The organism is Serratia sp. JKS000199, from assembly GCF_900215455.1.
Lineage (GTDB): Bacteria > Pseudomonadota > Gammaproteobacteria > Enterobacterales > Enterobacteriaceae > Serratia > Serratia ureilytica.
The window spans coordinates 3,721,870-3,739,477 of record NZ_LT907843.1; the positions used below are offsets into that span (position 1 = coordinate 3,721,870).

General features: G+C 60.1%; 16 protein-coding genes and 1 tRNA gene. 8 read left to right on the forward strand and 9 right to left on the reverse strand.

All coding sequences use genetic code 11. The features are described from left to right. Window positions 1–57: 57 nt before the first annotated feature. A complete protein-coding gene (locus CPH57_RS17695; protein WP_004937216.1) occupies window positions 58–333 on the forward strand; it encodes an accessory factor UbiK family protein in 276 nt (91 codons plus the stop codon). A 51-nt stretch (window positions 334–384) separates the two neighbouring features. Here CPH57_RS17695 and hldE read toward each other — a convergent pair whose 3' ends face one another. The 3 genes from hldE to CPH57_RS17710 form a co-directional block, all read right to left on the reverse strand. Beyond that, window positions 385–1,815, reverse strand: a complete 1,431-nt coding sequence (gene hldE / locus CPH57_RS17700) for a bifunctional D-glycero-beta-D-manno-heptose-7-phosphate kinase/D-glycero-beta-D-manno-heptose 1-phosphate adenylyltransferase HldE (RefSeq protein WP_033644597.1) — start codon at window positions 1,813–1,815, stop codon at window positions 385–387. A 77-nt stretch (window positions 1,816–1,892) separates the two neighbouring features. Beyond that, window positions 1,893–4,730 (reverse strand): bifunctional [glutamate--ammonia ligase]-adenylyl-L-tyrosine phosphorylase/[glutamate--ammonia-ligase] adenylyltransferase, encoded by a 2,838-nt coding sequence (gene glnE, locus CPH57_RS17705; protein ID WP_046687828.1) that lies wholly within the window; start codon window positions 4,728–4,730, stop codon window positions 1,893–1,895. Between the two features lie 45 nt (window positions 4,731–4,775). Beyond that, window positions 4,776–6,083 (reverse strand): inorganic triphosphatase, encoded by a 1,308-nt coding sequence (locus tag CPH57_RS17710; protein WP_096242605.1) that lies wholly within the window; start codon window positions 6,081–6,083, stop codon window positions 4,776–4,778. Between the two features lie 277 nt (window positions 6,084–6,360). Between CPH57_RS17710 and CPH57_RS17715 the strand changes: the two genes are divergently transcribed. Further along, a complete protein-coding gene (locus tag CPH57_RS17715; protein ID WP_033644594.1) occupies window positions 6,361–6,981 on the forward strand; it encodes a TIGR04211 family SH3 domain-containing protein in 621 nt (206 codons plus the stop codon). A gap of 122 nt (window positions 6,982–7,103) precedes the next feature. Then, complete coding sequence (locus CPH57_RS17720) at window positions 7,104–8,348, forward strand: multifunctional CCA addition/repair protein (RefSeq protein ID WP_033644593.1); 1,245 nt, start codon at window positions 7,104–7,106, stop codon at window positions 8,346–8,348. A 40-nt stretch (window positions 8,349–8,388) separates the two neighbouring features. Here the strand turns inward: CPH57_RS17720 and bacA are convergent, their stop codons facing one another. Both bacA and folB read right to left on the reverse strand, forming a co-directional pair. Then, window positions 8,389–9,213: an undecaprenyl-diphosphate phosphatase gene (gene bacA, locus CPH57_RS17725; protein WP_033644592.1), complete on the reverse strand. Its 825-nt coding sequence runs from the start codon at window positions 9,211–9,213 to the stop codon at window positions 8,389–8,391. A 132-nt stretch (window positions 9,214–9,345) separates the two neighbouring features. Then, a complete protein-coding gene (gene folB, locus CPH57_RS17730; protein WP_015379095.1) occupies window positions 9,346–9,705 on the reverse strand; it encodes a bifunctional dihydroneopterin aldolase/7,8-dihydroneopterin epimerase in 360 nt (119 codons plus the stop codon). A gap of 107 nt (window positions 9,706–9,812) precedes the next feature. Between folB and plsY the strand changes: the two genes are divergently transcribed. Then, window positions 9,813–10,457, forward strand: coding sequence for a glycerol-3-phosphate 1-O-acyltransferase PlsY (gene plsY / locus CPH57_RS17735; protein ID WP_033644590.1), 645 nt, complete (start codon window positions 9,813–9,815; stop codon window positions 10,455–10,457). A 30-nt stretch (window positions 10,458–10,487) separates the two neighbouring features. Here the strand turns inward: plsY and tsaD are convergent, their stop codons facing one another. After that, window positions 10,488–11,501, reverse strand: a complete 1,014-nt coding sequence (tsaD, locus tag CPH57_RS17740) for a tRNA (adenosine(37)-N6)-threonylcarbamoyltransferase complex transferase subunit TsaD (protein ID WP_004937199.1) — start codon at window positions 11,499–11,501, stop codon at window positions 10,488–10,490. Between the two features lie 325 nt (window positions 11,502–11,826). Between tsaD and rpsU the strand changes: the two genes are divergently transcribed. From rpsU to rpoD, 3 genes are all read left to right on the forward strand, one after another. Next, window positions 11,827–12,042, forward strand: a complete 216-nt coding sequence (rpsU, locus tag CPH57_RS17745) for a 30S ribosomal protein S21 (RefSeq protein WP_001144069.1) — start codon at window positions 11,827–11,829, stop codon at window positions 12,040–12,042. Between the two features lie 136 nt (window positions 12,043–12,178). Further along, the gene (gene dnaG, locus CPH57_RS17750; protein ID WP_025304325.1) at window positions 12,179–13,927 is read left to right on the forward strand and encodes a DNA primase; all 1,749 of its coding nucleotides are present in this window, start codon (window positions 12,179–12,181) and stop codon (window positions 13,925–13,927) included. Between the two features lie 157 nt (window positions 13,928–14,084). Next, window positions 14,085–15,926, forward strand: a complete 1,842-nt coding sequence (rpoD, locus tag CPH57_RS17755) for an RNA polymerase sigma factor RpoD (protein ID WP_025304326.1) — start codon at window positions 14,085–14,087, stop codon at window positions 15,924–15,926. 55 nt (window positions 15,927–15,981) lie between these two features. On the opposite strand, the gene CPH57_RS17760 is transcribed toward rpoD, so the two are convergent. Further along, entirely contained in the window at window positions 15,982–16,434 is a 453-nt protein-coding gene (locus CPH57_RS17760; RefSeq protein ID WP_084710309.1) for an ester cyclase, read from the reverse strand. A 16-nt stretch (window positions 16,435–16,450) separates the two neighbouring features. Continuing rightward, window positions 16,451–16,939: a G/U mismatch-specific DNA glycosylase gene (gene mug / locus CPH57_RS17765; protein WP_096242606.1), complete on the reverse strand. Its 489-nt coding sequence runs from the start codon at window positions 16,937–16,939 to the stop codon at window positions 16,451–16,453. A gap of 146 nt (window positions 16,940–17,085) precedes the next feature. Between mug and CPH57_RS17770 the strand changes: the two genes are divergently transcribed. Further along, window positions 17,086–17,161, forward strand: a tRNA-Ile gene (locus tag CPH57_RS17770). Between the two features lie 106 nt (window positions 17,162–17,267). Here the strand turns inward: CPH57_RS17770 and CPH57_RS17775 are convergent. Beyond that, on the reverse strand, window positions 17,268–17,489 hold the full coding sequence (locus CPH57_RS17775) for a hypothetical protein (RefSeq protein ID WP_046687854.1): 222 nt from the start codon (window positions 17,487–17,489) through the stop codon (window positions 17,268–17,270). Window positions 17,490–17,608 lie beyond the last annotated feature (119 nt).

Consider the following 17,608-nt stretch of genomic DNA (forward strand, 5'->3'; position numbering starts at 1 on the left):
GGCGGGCAACTCGCATTACACTAAGCGGCAGCTATTAAACTCTGAAAGGGATACGCCATGATTGACCCGAAAAAAATCGAACAAATCGCACGCCAGGTTCATGAGTCCATGCCTAAAGGCGTTCGTGAATTCGGGGAAGACGTTGAGAAAAAAATCCGTCAGGTGCTGCAGTCGCAGTTGACCCGCCTGGATTTGGTTAACCGCGAAGAGTTCGACGTGCAGACTCAGGTGCTGTTGCGCACCCGCGAAAAGCTGGCGCTGTTGGAACAGCGCATGGCCGAGCTGGAAAGCAAGCTGAGCGCGGCGCCGGCCGCCAAACAGGAAGACGAATAATTCCCGCCAAGGGCGCGCACCGCGCGCCCTTGTTCTTTACGTCGCCCGGCGTTAGCCGCGCCCGTCTTTGATCGCTTTGATGATGTTGGTGGTCGACAGGCCGTCTTCAAAGTTCAGCACTTTGACATCGCCGCCGTTGGCCCACACTTCCGCACTGCCGGCAATCTCTTCCGGCTTGTAATCGCCGCCTTTCACCAGCAGATCCGGCAAGATGTCGGCGATCAAGCGCTGCGGCGTGTCCTCCTCGAACGGCACCACCCAATCCACCGCTTCCAGCGCGCCCAGCACAATCATGCGGTTCTCCAGCGCGTTGACCGGGCGTTTTTCCCCTTTCAGGCGTTTGGTCGACGCATCGCTGTTCACCGCCACGATCAGGCGATCGCCCAGCTTGCGAGCATTGGCCAGATAAGAGACGTGGCCGGCATGCAGAATGTCGAAGATGCCGTTGGTCATCACCACTTTTTCGCCGCGCTGACGCGCCTGCGCGACGGCCTGTTTCAACTGCGCTTCGGTCATCACGCCAAAACCGGTCTCGGCGCGGCCGCGCACCGCGTTCTCCAGTTCGATCGGCGACACGGTGGAGGTACCGAGCTTGCCCACCACCACGCCGGCGGCGGCATTGGCCAGGAAACAGGACTCTTCCAGCGAGTTGCCGGCGGCCAGCGAGGCGGCCAGCACGCCGATCACGGTGTCGCCGGCGCCGGTCACATCGAACACTTCCTGCGCCTGGGTCGGCAAGTGCAGCGGCTCAACGCCCGGCTGTAGCAGCGTCATGCCGTGTTCGGAACGGGTAACCAGCAGCGCCGACAGCTCGAAATCCGCTACCAGCTTCATGCCGCGTTCCACCAGTTCCGCTTCATCCTTACAGTGGCCCACCACCGCTTCGAACTCGGACAGGTTCGGCGTCAGCAGCGTCGCGCCGCGATAGCGCTCGAAATCGGATCCTTTCGGATCGATCAGCACCGGCACCTTGGCGGCGCGCGCCAGTTGGATCATGCCCTGCACCTGGCTGAGCGCGCCCTTGGCGTAATCGGACAGCACCAGCGCGCCGATCTGCGGCAGCGCCTGCTGAATGCGCTCCAGCATCGGCTGCGGATCAACGTTGGAGAAGCCTTCTTCGAAGTCGAGACGGATCAGTTGCTGGTTGCGCGACAGCACGCGCAGCTTGGTAATGGTCGGATGGGTCGGCACCGAGACGAAGTCGCAGCGCACGTTGACTTCATTCAGCTTGGCGCTCAGCGCCCGCGCCGCATCGTCGATGCCGGTCAGGCCCACCAGACGGGAAGTGGCGCCCAGCGAAGCGATGTTCATCGCCACGTTAGCCGCGCCGCCGGGACGCTCTTCGATGGTATCGACCTTGACCACCGGCACCGGGGCTTCCGGTGAAATGCGGCTGGTCGGCCCATACCAATAGCGATCCAACATGACGTCACCGACCACCAGCACACCGGCGCGGCGAAAATCAGGCAGCGTAACTTTCATCCGATAACTCCAAAAAAGAACAAAATTTTAGTGGCGCAGATATTACCACAGACCGCCGGAATACCCGCAAAAAGGTATTAATCCAGCCATTTGGCCCAGCTGGCGCGCACCTGCTCGCGCTCGGCGGCAAACAGCCCGCTGCCGACCTTGCCGGAATGTTCCTGCAGCGCCAGGTGGTGGATCTCGTCGCGCATGGTGACATAGGCCTGGGTCAGCGCGCGCGCCTCTTCATCCGGCATGATGTCGTAATTGGCCATCAGCTCGAAGATGCGCACGTTGTCCGACCAACGCGTCAGGCGCGGTTCACCCGGCGCATAGCGTAAGACCAGATATTGGGCGATAAATTCGATGTCGGTAATGCCGCCCTCATCGGCCTTGATATCAAACAGATCGCGCTGCTTGTTGCCGAGATGGTTGCGCATCTTTTCGCGCATCTCGCGCACTTCGCGCTTCAGGGTCTGCGCATCGCGCGTTTTGCACAGGATCTCGCGCCGGATCGCGTCGAACTGCTGATGCAGCGCCGGATCGCCGTGCACGATGCGCGCGCGCACCAGAGCCTGATGCTCCCAGGTCCAGGCTTCGTTTTGCTGGTAGTCGGCGAACGCCTCGACGGTGCTGACCAGCATCCCCGCGGCGCCGGAAGGCCGCAGGCGCGCGTCCACCTCATACAGAATGCCCGAGGACGTGCGGGTGCTGAACAGATGCATCACCCGCTGCGCCAGCCGCAGGTAGAACTGGCGGCCGTCGATGCAGCGATCGCCGTCGGTCATCACCTCCGGCGGGCAATCCAACAGGAACACCAGATCGAGATCGGAACTGTACCCCAGCTCCCAGCCGCCCAGTTTGCCATAGCCGATCACCGCAAAGCCGCGCCCCTCCCGCTCCTGCAAATGGGTGGGCTGGCCATAGCGCGCCACCATGTCGCTCCAGGCCTGTTGCACCACCGCGTCGATGATCGCCTCCGCCAGATAAGTCAGGTGATCGCTCACTTTCATCACCGGCAGCGCGCCGGCGATATCCGCAGCGGCGATGCGCAGCTGCTGAGCCTGTTTGAACTGACGCAGCGCCTCCAGCTTTTGCTCTTCGTCGTCTTCCGGCACCCGCAGCAGATACTGCCGCAGCTCGCTGCGGTAGGCGTCCAGCGCCACCGGCTGATACAGCGTGGCCGGATCCAGCAGCTCGTCCAGCAGCAGCGGGTAACGCGACAGCTGGTTGGCGACCATCGGCGACGCGGCGCACAGGCGGATCAGATGGCTGAGCGCCGCATGGTACTCCACCAGCAACTCGAGATAGGTAGTGCGGGTGACGATGCTCAGCAGCAGCTGCGCCAGCCGCACCAGCGCGGTCGGTGCGTCCTGGCGCGGGCATACCTCCGCCAGCAGGCGCGGCATCAGCTGATCGAGCACGTCGCGGCCACGCGGGCCGATGGTGCGCTTGTCGACGTCGTGACGAAAATCGGCGATGGTGCGCAGCATCTGTCGACGCGCCTCTTCGTCCAGGTGCGGCGTCAGCGGCGCCAGCTCGTTCTCCTCCAGCGCGTCCTGCCACAGACTGTGATAGTGCTGGTAATCGGGATCTTCGCCGACATCCGGGCTATCGTCGCCGATCAGGTCGTCGAACACCGCGCGCACCGCCTGCATGTGCACGTCCAGCGCCGCCATCAGCGCCGGCCAATCCGCCAACCCCATGCCGTAGGCCAACCGGGCCTGATCGAGCGCCTCCTGCGGCAGCGTCTGGGTTTGCTGATCGCCGATCGCCTGCAGCAGGTTCTCCAGCCGCCGCAGGAACAGGTAGGCGGCGCTCAGCGCCCGCACCTGCTTGCTTTCCAGCAGCCCCAGCTCGCCCACCGCCTGCAGCGTCGGCAGCAGCGAACGCCCCTGCAGCGCCGGTTCACGGCCGCCGCGGATCAGCTGGAATACCTGGGTGATGAATTCGATTTCGCGAATGCCGCCGGCGCCCAGCTTGATGTTGTCCTTCAGGCCGCGCCGCCGCACTTCACGGGCGATCATGCCCTTCATGTTGCGCAGAGACTGAATGACGCTGAAATCAATGTAACGACGGAACACGAACGGCCGCAGCGTTTTACGCAGCTCCTGGCTGTAGGCGTCTTCCGCCCCGCCCATCAGGCGCGCCTTCACCATCGCATAGCGCTCCCAGTCGCGCCCCTGCTCCTGATAATAATCTTCCAGCGCCGCGAAGCTCATCACCAACGGGCCGCTGTCGCCGAACGGCCGCAGCCGCATGTCGACGCGATAGACAAAGCCGTCGATGGTCTGTTGATCCAGCGCCTTGATCAGCCGCTGGCCAAGGCGGGTGAAGAACTGAGCATTGTCCAGCTCGCGCCGTCCGCCCTGAGTCTGGCCGTTTTCCGGGTAGGCGAAGATCAGATCGATGTCCGACGAGAAGTTCAGTTCGCCGCCGCCCAGCTTGCCCATGCCGAGGACCAGCAGCGGCTGCGGTTCGCCGTCGGCATTGCACGGCGTGCCCCACTCGCGGCAACAGGTTTGGTACAGCCAGTCGCGCGCGCTGACGATCAGCGTCTCCGCCAGCCCGCTCAGCTGCAGCAACGTTTCTTCGGTCGCACACAGCCCCTGCGCCTGCGCCCAGGCGATGCGCACCAGCGTTTCGCGGCGAAACAGACGCAGCGTGCGCATCAGTTGCGCTTCGTCGCGCACCTCTTCCAGCTCGTCCTGCAACCAGGCGGCGTAGTGTTGCCACTCGCCGGGCGCCGGCGGCTGTTCGCGCAGCGTCGCCAGCCAGGCCGGCTGGGCGAGCAGCGCGTCGCTGACGAAGTCGCTCGACGCCAGCACCCACTGCTCTTGCTCGCTAAAGGCGCAGTCCGCGCCGTGAACTTCCTGAAAACGCTGCACAACCTGCTGTGCCTGAGCCTGTAACGCGGCTGAAAGTGGCGACATAGTGTTTGACCCGTTCTGCGGCCCACGGCTGGCGGGCCGGTTGGATTAACGAAGCGCGCCGTTTAACCAGAATGGCGCATGCGATAAGGCCTGTTTGCGGCTGGCTTCATACCAGCCCTGGCGGCGCTCGCTCAGCGCCGCCTGCAGCTCGCGCCAGGCGTCGATATAAGGCCCGGTCTGCTCGTCGGGGTAAGCGCCCGACAGCAGGACCAGCGCCGAAATCTGACGCGTCAGGCGCGGCAATTGTTCCTGATATTCATCTTCGTTCAGCGTACGGCTGAAGGCTTCTTTCAGCTCCGCGCCGCTGCGCCCCAGCATGATGTCGCTGAAGCGTTTGAAAGAACCGTCCAGTTTGGCCTGCCCTTTGGCGTCGATAAACGGCCGCCAGGCGCCGCGCACCAGCCATGATGTGAGCGCCAACTTACATTGCAGATAGGCCGCGCTGTAGCACAGGTTCTCCGGTTGCGCGGCTTTGTCCGCCAACAGCGGTTCGAGCTCGGTCAGGCGGGCGCGCAGATCGGCGCTGGCCTTGCGCGGCACCAGGCCGCCGAAGATCACCAGCGCCTGGCGGATAGTGCCGACCGCTTCGAGGACCGCCCCGCGCGCCTGAGCATCGCCGCGCAGCCACAGCTCCTCATGGTACTGCCAATGGTTGAGCGCCAGTTCGAAGGCGGCGATCATCCCCTGCTCCACGGTCGCCTTCGCCGCCGGCTTCAGCACCCGCAGCGGGCGCACCTCGCGCGGCGGATTGCCCTGCGCCAGGTGGTAGCCGCGCGCCGCCTTGCTCAGGCTGCCCTGACGCAGCCCGCCATGGGCCGCCAGCTCGCCGGCCAACGCCAGCAGATCGGCGGTGTTGCCTTTCAGCAGCTCCAGTTCGATCTCGCTCAGGGCTTCGCTGAGGTCACCGGCACGCACCTCTCCCTGATCCAAGCCAATCTCGATCTCGCTTTGGCCGTAAGTGACCCCCCACTTTTCACGCGCAAAGTCGGTACGGAACAGCGGCTGCAACGCCTGCTGCAGCGCCGCGATATCACAATCCTGTGGCCAGATGTCGGCAGGAAACTGCGCCAGCGCCAGCTGCGGCTCGGCGATAGCGACGTTGTATTCCGGACGTTGGTGCAGGCCGGCCACCACTTTACCGGCGGTTTTGATGGTCATCTCATAACGATCGTCGAAACCGCGAATGCGCAGCCCCATGTCGTGATTGCGCAGGAAGTTATCGGCCGTTTCGAAGTAAATGTTGGTCAGTTTTTGCGGCGCGGAATGCTGATGCGGCCAGGCGGCAAGCCATTGCGGCAGAGCGGCCACCGCTTGCGGCGCGGCGATGAATTTCAGTTCAATTTCAACGGTCATAATTCTTTAACACCAATAAGTTATGCATTCACGTCTGTTTCAGCGCGGCGCGTTCGGCCGCCGCATACTGCCCAATGACGCACAGTTGCCGTTATCTTACCGCGATTCCCGGCGCCTTAACCCTGCTAACTGTAGAAAAAACCTGTTACGTTATAAAACGCCGCGCAACTCACAGAATCAGCCACAGTAAGATAGTTCTCATTCCGGTTTTGGCGTTGCGTCGTCAGACTGAACGCTCTACTATCGTTCCATAAATTCACCAAGAAACGATGAACTAATGCAGAAATTACGCCTGATTTGCCTTGCCGCGCTGAGCTTCAGCATCACTTGGGGCGCACATGCCGAAGATAAACGCTATATCTCCGATGAGTTAAGCACTTACGTCCATAGCGGCCCAGGTAATCAGTACCGTATTGTCGGCACTCTGAACGCCGGTGAAGAAGTCACCCTGCTGAGCGTCAACGACAGCACCAACTACGGCCAGATCCGCGATCCGAAAGGCCGCACCACCTGGATCCCACTCGATCAGCTCAGCCAGACGCCGAGCCTGCGCACCCGCGTGCCCGAGCTGGAACAGCAGGTGAAAACCCTGACCGACAAGCTGGCCAACATCGATAACACCTGGAACCAGCGCACGGCGGAAATGCAGGAAAAAGTCGCGGGCAGCGACAGCACCATCAGCAGCCTGCAGAAGGAAAACCAGGATCTGAAAAACCAGCTGGTGGTCGCGCAGAAGAAGGTTAACGCCGTTAACCTGCAGCTCGACGACAAACAGCGCACCATTATTCTGCAGTGGTTCATGTACGGCGGCGGCGTCGCCGGCGTCGGCTTGCTGCTGGGCCTGCTGTTGCCGCACCTGATCCCGCGCCGCAAGAACAACAATCGCTGGATGAACTGATCTCAGTATCGTTCAGTTTGAGTATGGGCGCCTGCGGGCGCCCTTTTCATTGGCGCCGACATCCCGCGGCCAATTCATGTAATCTGATAGACAGAGCCTTACACGATATTCAGGAGTCAACAGTGCAGATTTATCTGGTCGGCGGCGCCGTTCGCGACAGCCTGCTCGACATTCCGGTGGTCGATCATGATTGGGTGGTGGTGGGCGCCACGCCGGCCGAGCTGCTGGCATTGGGCTACCAGCAGGTCGGCAAAGACTTTCCGGTATTCCTCAATCCCGACACCCACGAGGAATACGCGCTGGCGCGCACCGAGCGCAAATCCGGCCAGGGATACACCGGTTTTACCTGCTATGCCGCGCCGGACGTCACGCTGGAGGAGGATCTGCTGCGGCGCGATCTGACCATCAACGCCATCGCCCGTTCCGCCGAGGGAGAGCTGATTGATCCTTACGGCGGCGTGGCCGATCTGCAGGCGCGCGTGCTGCGCCACGTTTCCGACGCCTTCGGCGAAGATCCGCTGCGCGTACTGCGCGTGGCGCGCTTCACCGCCCGCTTCGCCCACCTGGGTTTTCGCATCGCCGACGAAACGCTCGCCCTAATGCGCCGGATGGCGCACAGCGGTGAACTGGCCGCGCTGACCGCCGAACGCGTCTGGAAAGAAACGGAAAAGGCGCTGCAAAGCCAGAGCCCGCAGGTCTATTTTCAGGTGCTGCGCGACTGCGATGCGCTGGCGGTGCTGTTCCCGGAAATCGACGCGCTGTTCGGCGTGCCGGCTCCCGCCAAGTGGCACCCGGAAATCGACACCGGCGTGCACACGCTGATGGCGTTGGCGATCGCCGCCCGCCTCACGCCGGAGGTGGACGTGCGCTTCGCCACCCTGTGCCATGACCTCGGCAAGGGATTGACGCCAAAAGAGTTCTGGCCGCATCACCACGGCCACGGCCCGGCCGGCGTGCGGCTGGTTGAGGCGCTGTGCCAGCGGCTGCGGGTGCCTAACCCGGTGCGCGATCTGAGCAAGCTGGTGGCCGAGTACCATGATCTGATCCACACCGTGAACAAGCTGCGGCCGGAGACCCTATTGAAGCTGTTCGACGCCATCGACGTCTGGCGCAAGCCGCACCGGCTGGAGCAGATGATCCTGACCAGCGAGGCGGACGCGCGCGGCCGTACCGGCTTTGAGGAGAATCCCTATCCACAGGGCGACTATCTGCGCCAGGCGTATCAGGTGGCGAACGCGGTATCGATTAAAGAGGTGGTGGCCAGCGGGCTGCAGGGCACCGCGATCCGCGACGAGCTCAAACGCCGCCGCCAGCAGGCGCTGGCCGAGTGGAAGCTCACCCAAACCATCATCAACGATCAGGCATAAAAAAACCCCGCGGAGCGGGGTTTTTTCTTGGCGTGAAGGCTTACAGGAACACCATGTAAACCACGGCCGCCACGATAAAGCGGTAGATAGCGAACGGCACGAACGAGATGCGTTTGATCAGCGACAGGAAGGTCTTGATCGCAACCAGCGCCACCACGAAGGCGGTGACGAAACCGACGGCGAACATCGGCAGGTCGCCCCAGGTCAGGAAGTGCAGGCTCTTATACAGATCCAGGCCGCTGGCGCCAATCATCATCGGCACAGCCAGAATGAAGGAGAACTCGGACGCCGCATAGCGGTTCACGCCCACCAGCATGCCGCCGGCGATAGTGGAACCCGAACGGGAGAAGCCCGGCCACAGCGCCAGACACTGGAAGCAACCGATCATGAACGCCTGACGGTAAGTGATGTCATCCAACCCTTCCGCGCTAGGCTTCTTCGGCTTCAGCCATTCCGCCGCCAGCAGCAGCAGGCCGCCGACCACCAACGCGTACATCACGTTTTTCGGCGCAAACAGCGACTTGATGAAATCATGGAAGGCCAGCCCCAGCACCACCGCCGGGATCATCGCCAGCAGGATGTGCCCCAGCTTCAGCTGGCCGCTGGTTTTGCCTTCGTGCTCCACCGGCTTGCCGCCGAAATGGATGCCGATCAGACCGAACAACCGGCGCCAGAACATCACGACGACGGCCAGGATCGACCCCAGCTGGATAATGACTTCAAAGGTTTTGGCTTTGTCGCCGGTAAAGCCCAGCCACTCGCCGACGATGATCATATGCCCGGTGGAAGACACCGGCAAAAATTCGGTTAATCCCTCGACAACCCCAAGAACAAACGCAATAAACAGTGAATGCATGTCTGCCATGTGCTTCGCTCACCCCATAAAATAACGGCTATCACATAAAAAAGCGGCAATGCTTAAAGACAATGCCGCTAAAACAATTCTCAGGATTAAGACCAGGTTAACGGTCTTTCGTTGCAAGCAGATGACATAAAATCATGCGGGACGGGTGCCGCGCTCAATGATCACGCCGACCCGATTGGCATGTGCTACAGCGCCCGGTTTGCTGACCTTAATACGGACCCAGGGGGAATTGAAGCGCTGGAGCAAAATTTCAGATATTTCCTCCGCCACGCGCTCCACCAGCGCGAACCGGTTCGACTCCACGTGTTGGATCACGGCATCGCTGACGTCGGCATAGCTCAGACAGTCATTTACGTCGTCGCTGGCGGCGGCCGGCCGGTTATCCCAGCCCATTTCGATATCGAACACCAGCTTCTGACGAATGCCCTGTTCCCACTCATAAACGCCAATGGTGGTAATTACGGTAAGCTCTTCAATAAATACGATATCCATCACGTCATTCTCTGTTTTTGGCCTTGCCGGATACCACTTCCAGCGGAATGTGCGTATTATCCATAGATGTTGCGAGTAAAACGACCATTATTAAACGGAACCGCGTTATGAGTGCTACCGCGCTTGGCATGATTATCTTCGCGTATCTGTGCGGCTCGATTTCGAGCGCGATCCTGGTTTGCCGGATCGCCAGGCTGCCGGACCCGCGTGAACATGGCTCAGGAAACCCCGGAGCGACCAACGTCCTGCGCATCGGCGGCCGGCTGGCGGCGGCGGCGGTGCTGGTGTTCGATATTCTGAAAGGGATGTTGCCGGTCTGGCTGGCCTACAAACTCAATGTGCCGCCGCTGTATCTGGGCCTGACGGCGATCGCCGCCTGTCTTGGGCACATCTATCCGGTGTTCTTCCACTTCCGCGGCGGTAAAGGCGTGGCGACGGCGTTTGGCGCCATCGCGCCTATCGGCTGGGATCTGACCGGCCTGATGACCGGCACCTGGCTGCTGACGGTGTTGCTCAGCGGCTACTCTTCGCTCGGCGCCATCGTCAGCGCGCTGATCGCCCCGTTCTACGTCTGGTGGTTCAAACCGCAGTTCACCTTCCCGGTGGCGATGCTCTCCTGCCTGATCCTGATGCGGCATCACGACAATATTCAGCGCCTGTGGCGCGGCCAGGAAGGCAAGATTTGGGGCAAGTTCCGCAAGAAGAAAAACGACGCGGATGAGGATAACGGCGACCAGCCGAAAGACGAATAACGTAAGGGCCGGATAATCCGGCCCTTTGTTTTATACCGCAGGCAGTTCCGCCAGCGGCCAGCGCGGCCGCACCGACACGCTCAGCTCCGGGTTGGCGCCGCTCTTCAGCCGCACCATGCCGGCATAGGCGATCATCGCGCCGTTGTCGGTGCAAAATTCCGGGCGGGCATAGAACACTTCCCCGCCGCGTTTCTGCATCATCTCCGCCAGTTTGGCGCGCAGCGTACGGTTAGCGCTCACGCCGCCGGCCATCACCAGGCGTTTGAAGCCGGTTTGCTCCAGCGCGCGTTTGCATTTGATCGCCAGCGTATCCACCACCGCATCCTCGAAGGCGCGGGCGATGTCGGCACGCGTCTGATCGTCGTTGCCGTTGGAGCGGATGGTGTTGGCGGCGAAGGTTTTCAGGCCGGAGAAGCTAAAGTCCAGCCCCGGACGATCGGTCATCGGCCGCGGGAAGGTGAAACGCCCCGCCGTACCCTGCTGCGCCATCTTCGACAGCATCGGCCCGCCGGGATAATCCAGGCCGAGCAGCTTGGCGGTTTTGTCGAACGCTTCGCCGGCGGCATCGTCGATCGACTCGCCCAGCAGTTCATATTCACCGATGCCGGTGACGCTGATCAGCTGAGTGTGGCCGCCGGAGACCAGCAGCGCGACGAACGGGAACGCCGGCGGGTTATCTTCCAGCATCGGCGCCAGCAGGTGGCCTTCCATGTGGTGCACCGGCACCGCCGGCACGTTCCAGGCGAACGCCAGCGCGCGCCCGACGGTAGCGCCGACCAGCAGCGCGCCTACCAGGCCCGGCCCGGCGGTATAAGCCACGCCGTCGATATCGGCCGGGGTCAGGTTGGCCTCTTTCAGCGCCGCCTGAATCAGCGGCACGGTTTTGCGCACGTGATCGCGGGAGGCCAGTTCCGGCACCACGCCGCCGTAGTCGGCGTGCAGCTTCACCTGGCTGTATAATTGGTTGGCCAACAAACCGGTTTGATCGTCATACACTGCAATTCCGGTTTCATCGCAGGACGTTTCTATACCCAGTACTCGCATTACATTTCCCATCATTCACGTGCGGCCGCCAGTCTACCACATTCCGCCGCATTTACCGCCGATGCGGCGCATCTTGTCACCGGCTTGCGCCTATGTCGATGATTCATCCAGAAAATGCCCGAGCGATTAAACACGAGCATTTTTTTCTGATTAGTCTATAATCAGCGCCCGGTGCAAAATTGCGCACGTTGCGGCAGAGCGACGCGGGTTTCAATTTGCTGTGATGCTTTACAAAGCAGCATCCATTGGAGTAAAATTCCGCACCATTTTGAAAAGGCTGGCGCTTGGCCAGCAACAAACCGAATTTTATTGAGGTGAGAGGCACATGCCGGTAATTAAAGTACGTGAAAACGAGCCATTTGACGTTGCTCTGCGTCGTTTCAAACGCTCTTGCGAAAAAGCAGGTGTTTTAGCTGAAGTTCGTCGTCGTGAGTTTTATGAAAAACCAACTACCGAACGTAAACGCGCTAAAGCTTCTGCTGTGAAACGTCACGCGAAGAAACTGGCTCGCGAAAACGCACGCCGCACTCGTCTGTATTAATTCTTCGGGGGCAACCCCACCGCGTGAATTTCTGATTTTCAAAATCGCGCAGACCGAGTAGTTGCATACGAAGGCCGTGCTTTCCGAAAGGAATGCGCGGCTTGTTCTCGTTTATAGGCTAATGAAGTAAGGGCTTATGGCTGGACGAATTCCGCGCGTATTTATCAATGACTTGCTGGCTCGCACCGACATCGTCGATTTGATCGACGCCCGCGTGAAGCTCAAGAAGCAAGGCAAGAACTACCACGCGTGCTGTCCGTTCCACCACGAAAAGACGCCTTCATTTACCGTTAATGGCGAAAAGCAGTTTTATCACTGTTTTGGATGTGGTGCGCACGGCAACGCCGTCGACTTTTTGATGAATTACGACCGACTCGAGTTTGTCGAAACCATCGAAGAGCTGGCGACCATGCACGGGTTGGAAGTGCCTTACGAAGCGGGCACCGGGCCGACCCAGATCGAACGCCATCAGCGCCAGAGCCTATACCAACTGATGGAACAGCTCAGCGCGTTCTATCAACAGTCACTGCAGCAGTCCTCCGGGGCGCCGGCGCGCAGCTATTTGCAGCAGCGCGGATTAAGTGACGACGTTATTCGCCATTTCGCCATCGGCTTCGCGCCGGCGGGATGGGACAACGCCCTGAAGCGTTTCGGCCGCGACGCCGACTCGCGCCGCGCATTGAACGATGCCGGCATGCTGGTGACTAACGATCAGGGGCGTTCGTACGACCGTTTCCGCGAACGGGTGATGTTCCCCATCCGCGACAAGCGCGGGCGCGTCATCGCCTTCGGCGGCCGCGTGCTGGGCGACGGCATGCCCAAGTACCTGAACTCGCCGGAAACCGAAGTTTTCCATAAGGGCCGCCAGCTGTACGGCCTGTATGAAGCACAGCAGAATCACCCTACCCTGCAGCGGCTGCTGGTGGTGGAAGGGTATATGGACGTGGTGGCGTTGGCGCAATTCGGCATCGATTATGCCGTCGCCTCGCTCGGAACCTCGACGACGGCTGAACACATTCAGCTGCTGTTCCGCGCCACCGACAACGTCGTCTGCTGTTACGACGGCGACCGCGCCGGCCGCGAAGCGGCCTGGCGGGCGCTGGAAACCGCGCTGCCGTACCTGAACGACGGGCGCCAGCTGCGGTTCATGTTTTTGCCCGATGGCGAAGACCCGGACACCCTGGTGCGCAAGGAAGGCAAAGAAGCCTTCGAGCAGCGAATGGAGCAGGCGCAGCCGCTGTCCACTTTCCTGTTCGAAAGCCTGCTGCCGCAGGTGGATTTGAGCAGCCCGGACGGGCGCGCCAAGCTGAGCACGCTGGCGCTGCCGCTGATTACTCAGGTGCCGGGCGAAACGTTGCGCTTGTACCTGCGTCAGGAGCTCGGCAACAAGCTGGGGCTGCTGGACGACAGCCAGCTCGACAAGCTGATGCCCAAGCAGGCTGAAAATGCGAATCCTTATCAGGCGCCCCAGCTAAAACGCACAACCATGCGTATACTGATAGGGTTACTGGTGCAAAATCCGCAGTTGGCTACACTTATCCCTTCGCTGGAAGGGTTGGAGCAGACCAAACAGGCGGGATTGCCGCTGTTCGTCGAACTGGTGCAGACCTGTTTGGCGCAGCCGGGCCTGACAACCGGGCAATTGCTGGAGCTGTATCGCGACAACAAATTCAGCCAGCAGCTTGAAACCTTGGCGACCTGGAACCATATGATCGTTGAGGACATGGTCGAACAGACCTTTTTGGATACGTTGGCCAGCCTGTACGACTCGGTGCTCGAGCAACGGCTGGAAACGCTGATCGCGCAGGCCAGAACGCGCGGCCTGAGCCCGGAGGAACGTGAAGAAGTCCGTTCCCTCAACCAGGTTTTAGCGAAGAAAAACTGAATACCAAACGGCTTAAGTGCCGATAATTGCGAGGGCAGAGCCCTGCACAGTGCCGCCATAGTGGGCCGCGGCGATAACGAAAACGCCCCAAATGCTATTGTTGGCGGTTTCGCCGACCGACACCAACCTAAATACTCTGAAGTGTGGATACCGTCTTATGGAGCAAAACCCGCAGTCACAGCTGAAGCTACTTGTCACCCGTGGTAAGGAGCAAGGCTATCTGACCTATGCTGAGGTCAATGACCATCTGCCGGAAGATATCGTCGACTCCGATCAGATCGAAGACATCATCCAGATGATTAACGACATGGGCATCCAGGTGATGGAAGAAGCACCGGACGCCGATGACCTGCTGCTCGCCGAAAACTCGAACAGCACGGACGAAGATGCGGAAGAAGCCGCCGCACAGGTTCTGTCCAGCGTGGAATCCGAAATCGGCCGCACCACCGACCCGGTGCGTATGTACATGCGCGAAATGGGTACCGTCGAACTGCTGACGCGCGAAGGCGAAATCGACATCGCCAAGCGCATCGAAGACGGCATCAACCAGGTGCAGTGCTCGGTTGCCGAATACCCGGAAGCCATTACCTATCTGCTTGAGCAGTACGATCGCGTCGAAGCGGGCGAAGCGCGCCTGTCCGATCTGATCACCGGCTTCGTCGATCCTAACGCGGAAGAGGACATCGCCCCAACCGCGACCCACATCGGTTCCGAACTGTCGAGCGAAGAGCAAGACGACGACGAAGAAGATGAGGATGCCGAAGACGACGACACCGAAGACGACAACAGCATCGATCCTGAGCTGGCGCGTCAGAAGTTCGCCGAACTGCGCGATCAGTATGAAGCGACGCGTCTGGTGATCAAAAAGAACGGCCGCAGCCACGCCAGCGCCGCGGACGAGATCCTGAAGCTGTCTGAAGTGTTCAAGCAGTTCCGACTGGTGCCGAAACAGTTCGACTTCCTGGTCAACAGCATGCGCACCATGATGGACCGCGTTCGCACCCAGGAACGCATCATCATGAAGCTGTGCGTTGAACAGTGCAAAATGCCGAAGAAAAACTTCGTCACCCTGTTCGCCGGCAACGAAACCAGCGATTCCTGGTTCGAAGCCGCACTGGCGATGGCCAAGCCATGGTCGGAAAAGCTGAAAGACGTGGCTGAAGACGTGCAGCGCAGCCTGCAGAAACTGCGTCAGATCGAAGAAGAAACCGGCCTGACCATCGAGCAGGTCAAAGACATCAACCGTCGCATGTCGATCGGTGAAGCGAAAGCTCGCCGCGCGAAGAAAGAGATGGTTGAGGCAAACCTGCGTCTGGTTATTTCCATCGCCAAGAAATACACCAACCGCGGCCTGCAGTTCCTGGATCTGATCCAGGAAGGCAACATCGGCCTGATGAAAGCGGTAGACAAGTTCGAATACCGCCGCGGCTACAAGTTCTCGACGTACGCCACCTGGTGGATCCGTCAGGCTATCACCCGCTCCATCGCCGACCAGGCGCGCACCATCCGTATCCCGGTGCATATGATTGAGACCATCAACAAGCTCAACCGTATTTCGCGCCAGATGCTGCAAGAGATGGGCCGCGAGCCGACGCCGGAAGAGCTGGCCGAGCGCATGCTGATGCCGGAAGACAAGATCCGCAAAGTGCTGAAGATCGCCAAAGAGCCAATCTCGATGGAAACGCCGATCGGCGACGACGAAGATTCGCATCTGGGCGACTTCATCGAGGATACCACCCTCGAGCTGCCGCTGGATTCCGCGACCTCGGAAAGCCTGCGTTCCGCCACCCACGACGTGCTGGCCGGCCTGACCGCGCGCGAAGCGAAAGTGCTGCGCATGCGTTTCGGCATCGACATGAACACCGACCACACGCTGGAAGAGGTTGGCAAGCAGTTTGACGTTACCCGTGAGCGTATTCGTCAGATCGAAGCCAAGGCGCTGCGCAAGCTGCGTCACCCAAGCCGCTCCGAAGTGCTGCGCAGCTTCCTGGACGACTAAGTCCGGCGGTTGCACTCAAAACAAAAACCCCGGCCTGCCGGGGTTTTTTTATGCCTCAGAACATGCTGTTGCCGCTGGCGGTCTTCTCCGGCACCGGCTGCGTCACGTCCCAGTGCTCGACGATTTTTCCGGCGCCGTCGAGACGGAAGATATCGATGATCGCCGCTGTCTTGCCGGCCTCGCGCCCGCTGACTTCCACATGCAAAATCACATAGTCACCGTCGACGAACGCCTGTTTTACCTCACTGTGCGAGTTGGGGTAACGCGTTTTCAGCAGCTCGACAAATTGACGAAAACCCGCCACGCCGTCTTTGGCATTAGGGTTATGCTGCTTGTACTGCTCGCCCAAAAACGGCCGCGCCGCCGCAAAATCCTTGTTGTTCAGCCCCTGCCGATAAAACTCCAGCACGTTCTGCTTGTTGCGCGCTTCCTGCGGCGAATGCCCCGCCTGCGCAGCACCGGTCACCAATAGCAGCGCCATCACACAACCTTTCATCATCGATGTCATCGCATACTCCCTTATGTCATTGCAGCGCCAGGAACAGCTCGCGATAGCTGGCGGTAAGCTGCTCCAGCGTGGCGCGGTTCAATCCGCTGGGGTTGGGCAATACCCACACCTCGGTTTCCCCCAGCGTCAGCGTCTGCTTGCCCCAGGGCGCGTTTTTCACCCCAAAGGCGGTGGTGAACGCCTGCTTGCCCAAAATCGCCAGCGCGCGCGGCTGATAGCGCAGGATCTTCTCTTGCAGCGCCTCGCCGCCGCTGCGCAACTCGTCGCGCGACAGCTCGCTGGCCGCCACCGTCGGGCGCGCCACCAGAGCGGTAATGCCGCAGCCGTTGTCCTTCAACTGCTGCCACTGCTCCGGTGCCAACTGGCTCTCGGTAAAGCCGGCCTGATGGATCACCTTCCAGAAGCGGTTGCTGCCGTTGGCGAAAGGGTAGCCCTGATGGGCGGAAGAAAGGCCGGGGTTGATGCCGCAAAACACCACCCGCAGGCCAGGCGCCAGAAGTTCCATGAGTATCGTGAGTCCATTGCAGGGATTTACTGCGGTTATCGCAAAATCCGCCAGCAATTACAACAGGCTAGAACTGCGCAGAAAAGCAACATACGGGCGGGTAACAGTAGACCGCCGCTTAAGGATTCCCTATAATCTCGCGGCTTGGCCCCTTAGCTCAGTGGTTAGAGCAGGCGACTCATAATCGCTTGGTCGTTGGTTCAAACCCAACAGGGGCCACCAAATTTTAGCTTTAAAATCATATAAAAAAGCCACTTTTCTCGAAGTGGCTTTTTTATTTCTTGCTCACAGTGGCGGTAAAATGGCGGCAGTATGCCAACACTCTCAGCTATCTTTCCCCTCTTAACCAGCCTATAGACAGACTTACCAGGAAGCCGGCAAAGAAGATCGCGACAGCCGCAGCGATAGATTTCCACCACTCATCAAACCAGAACAAGGCAACAAATGCCGCTATAGAGAACAGGCCAATGACTATGGACTCAGCCAAGTCAGCAGTTTGTCGGCCAACAAATTTAACGAACTTCACAAGAAAGGATTTTAGCCAGTTCATTGATTTTATTACTTAACGATAGGAAGTCATCATCACTTAACCATTAGTTAAAATCCAACCGCTGGCTTTTGATTGATCTATCCGCTATCGCTCGCCTCTCACAAGGCTACACAAAGCAA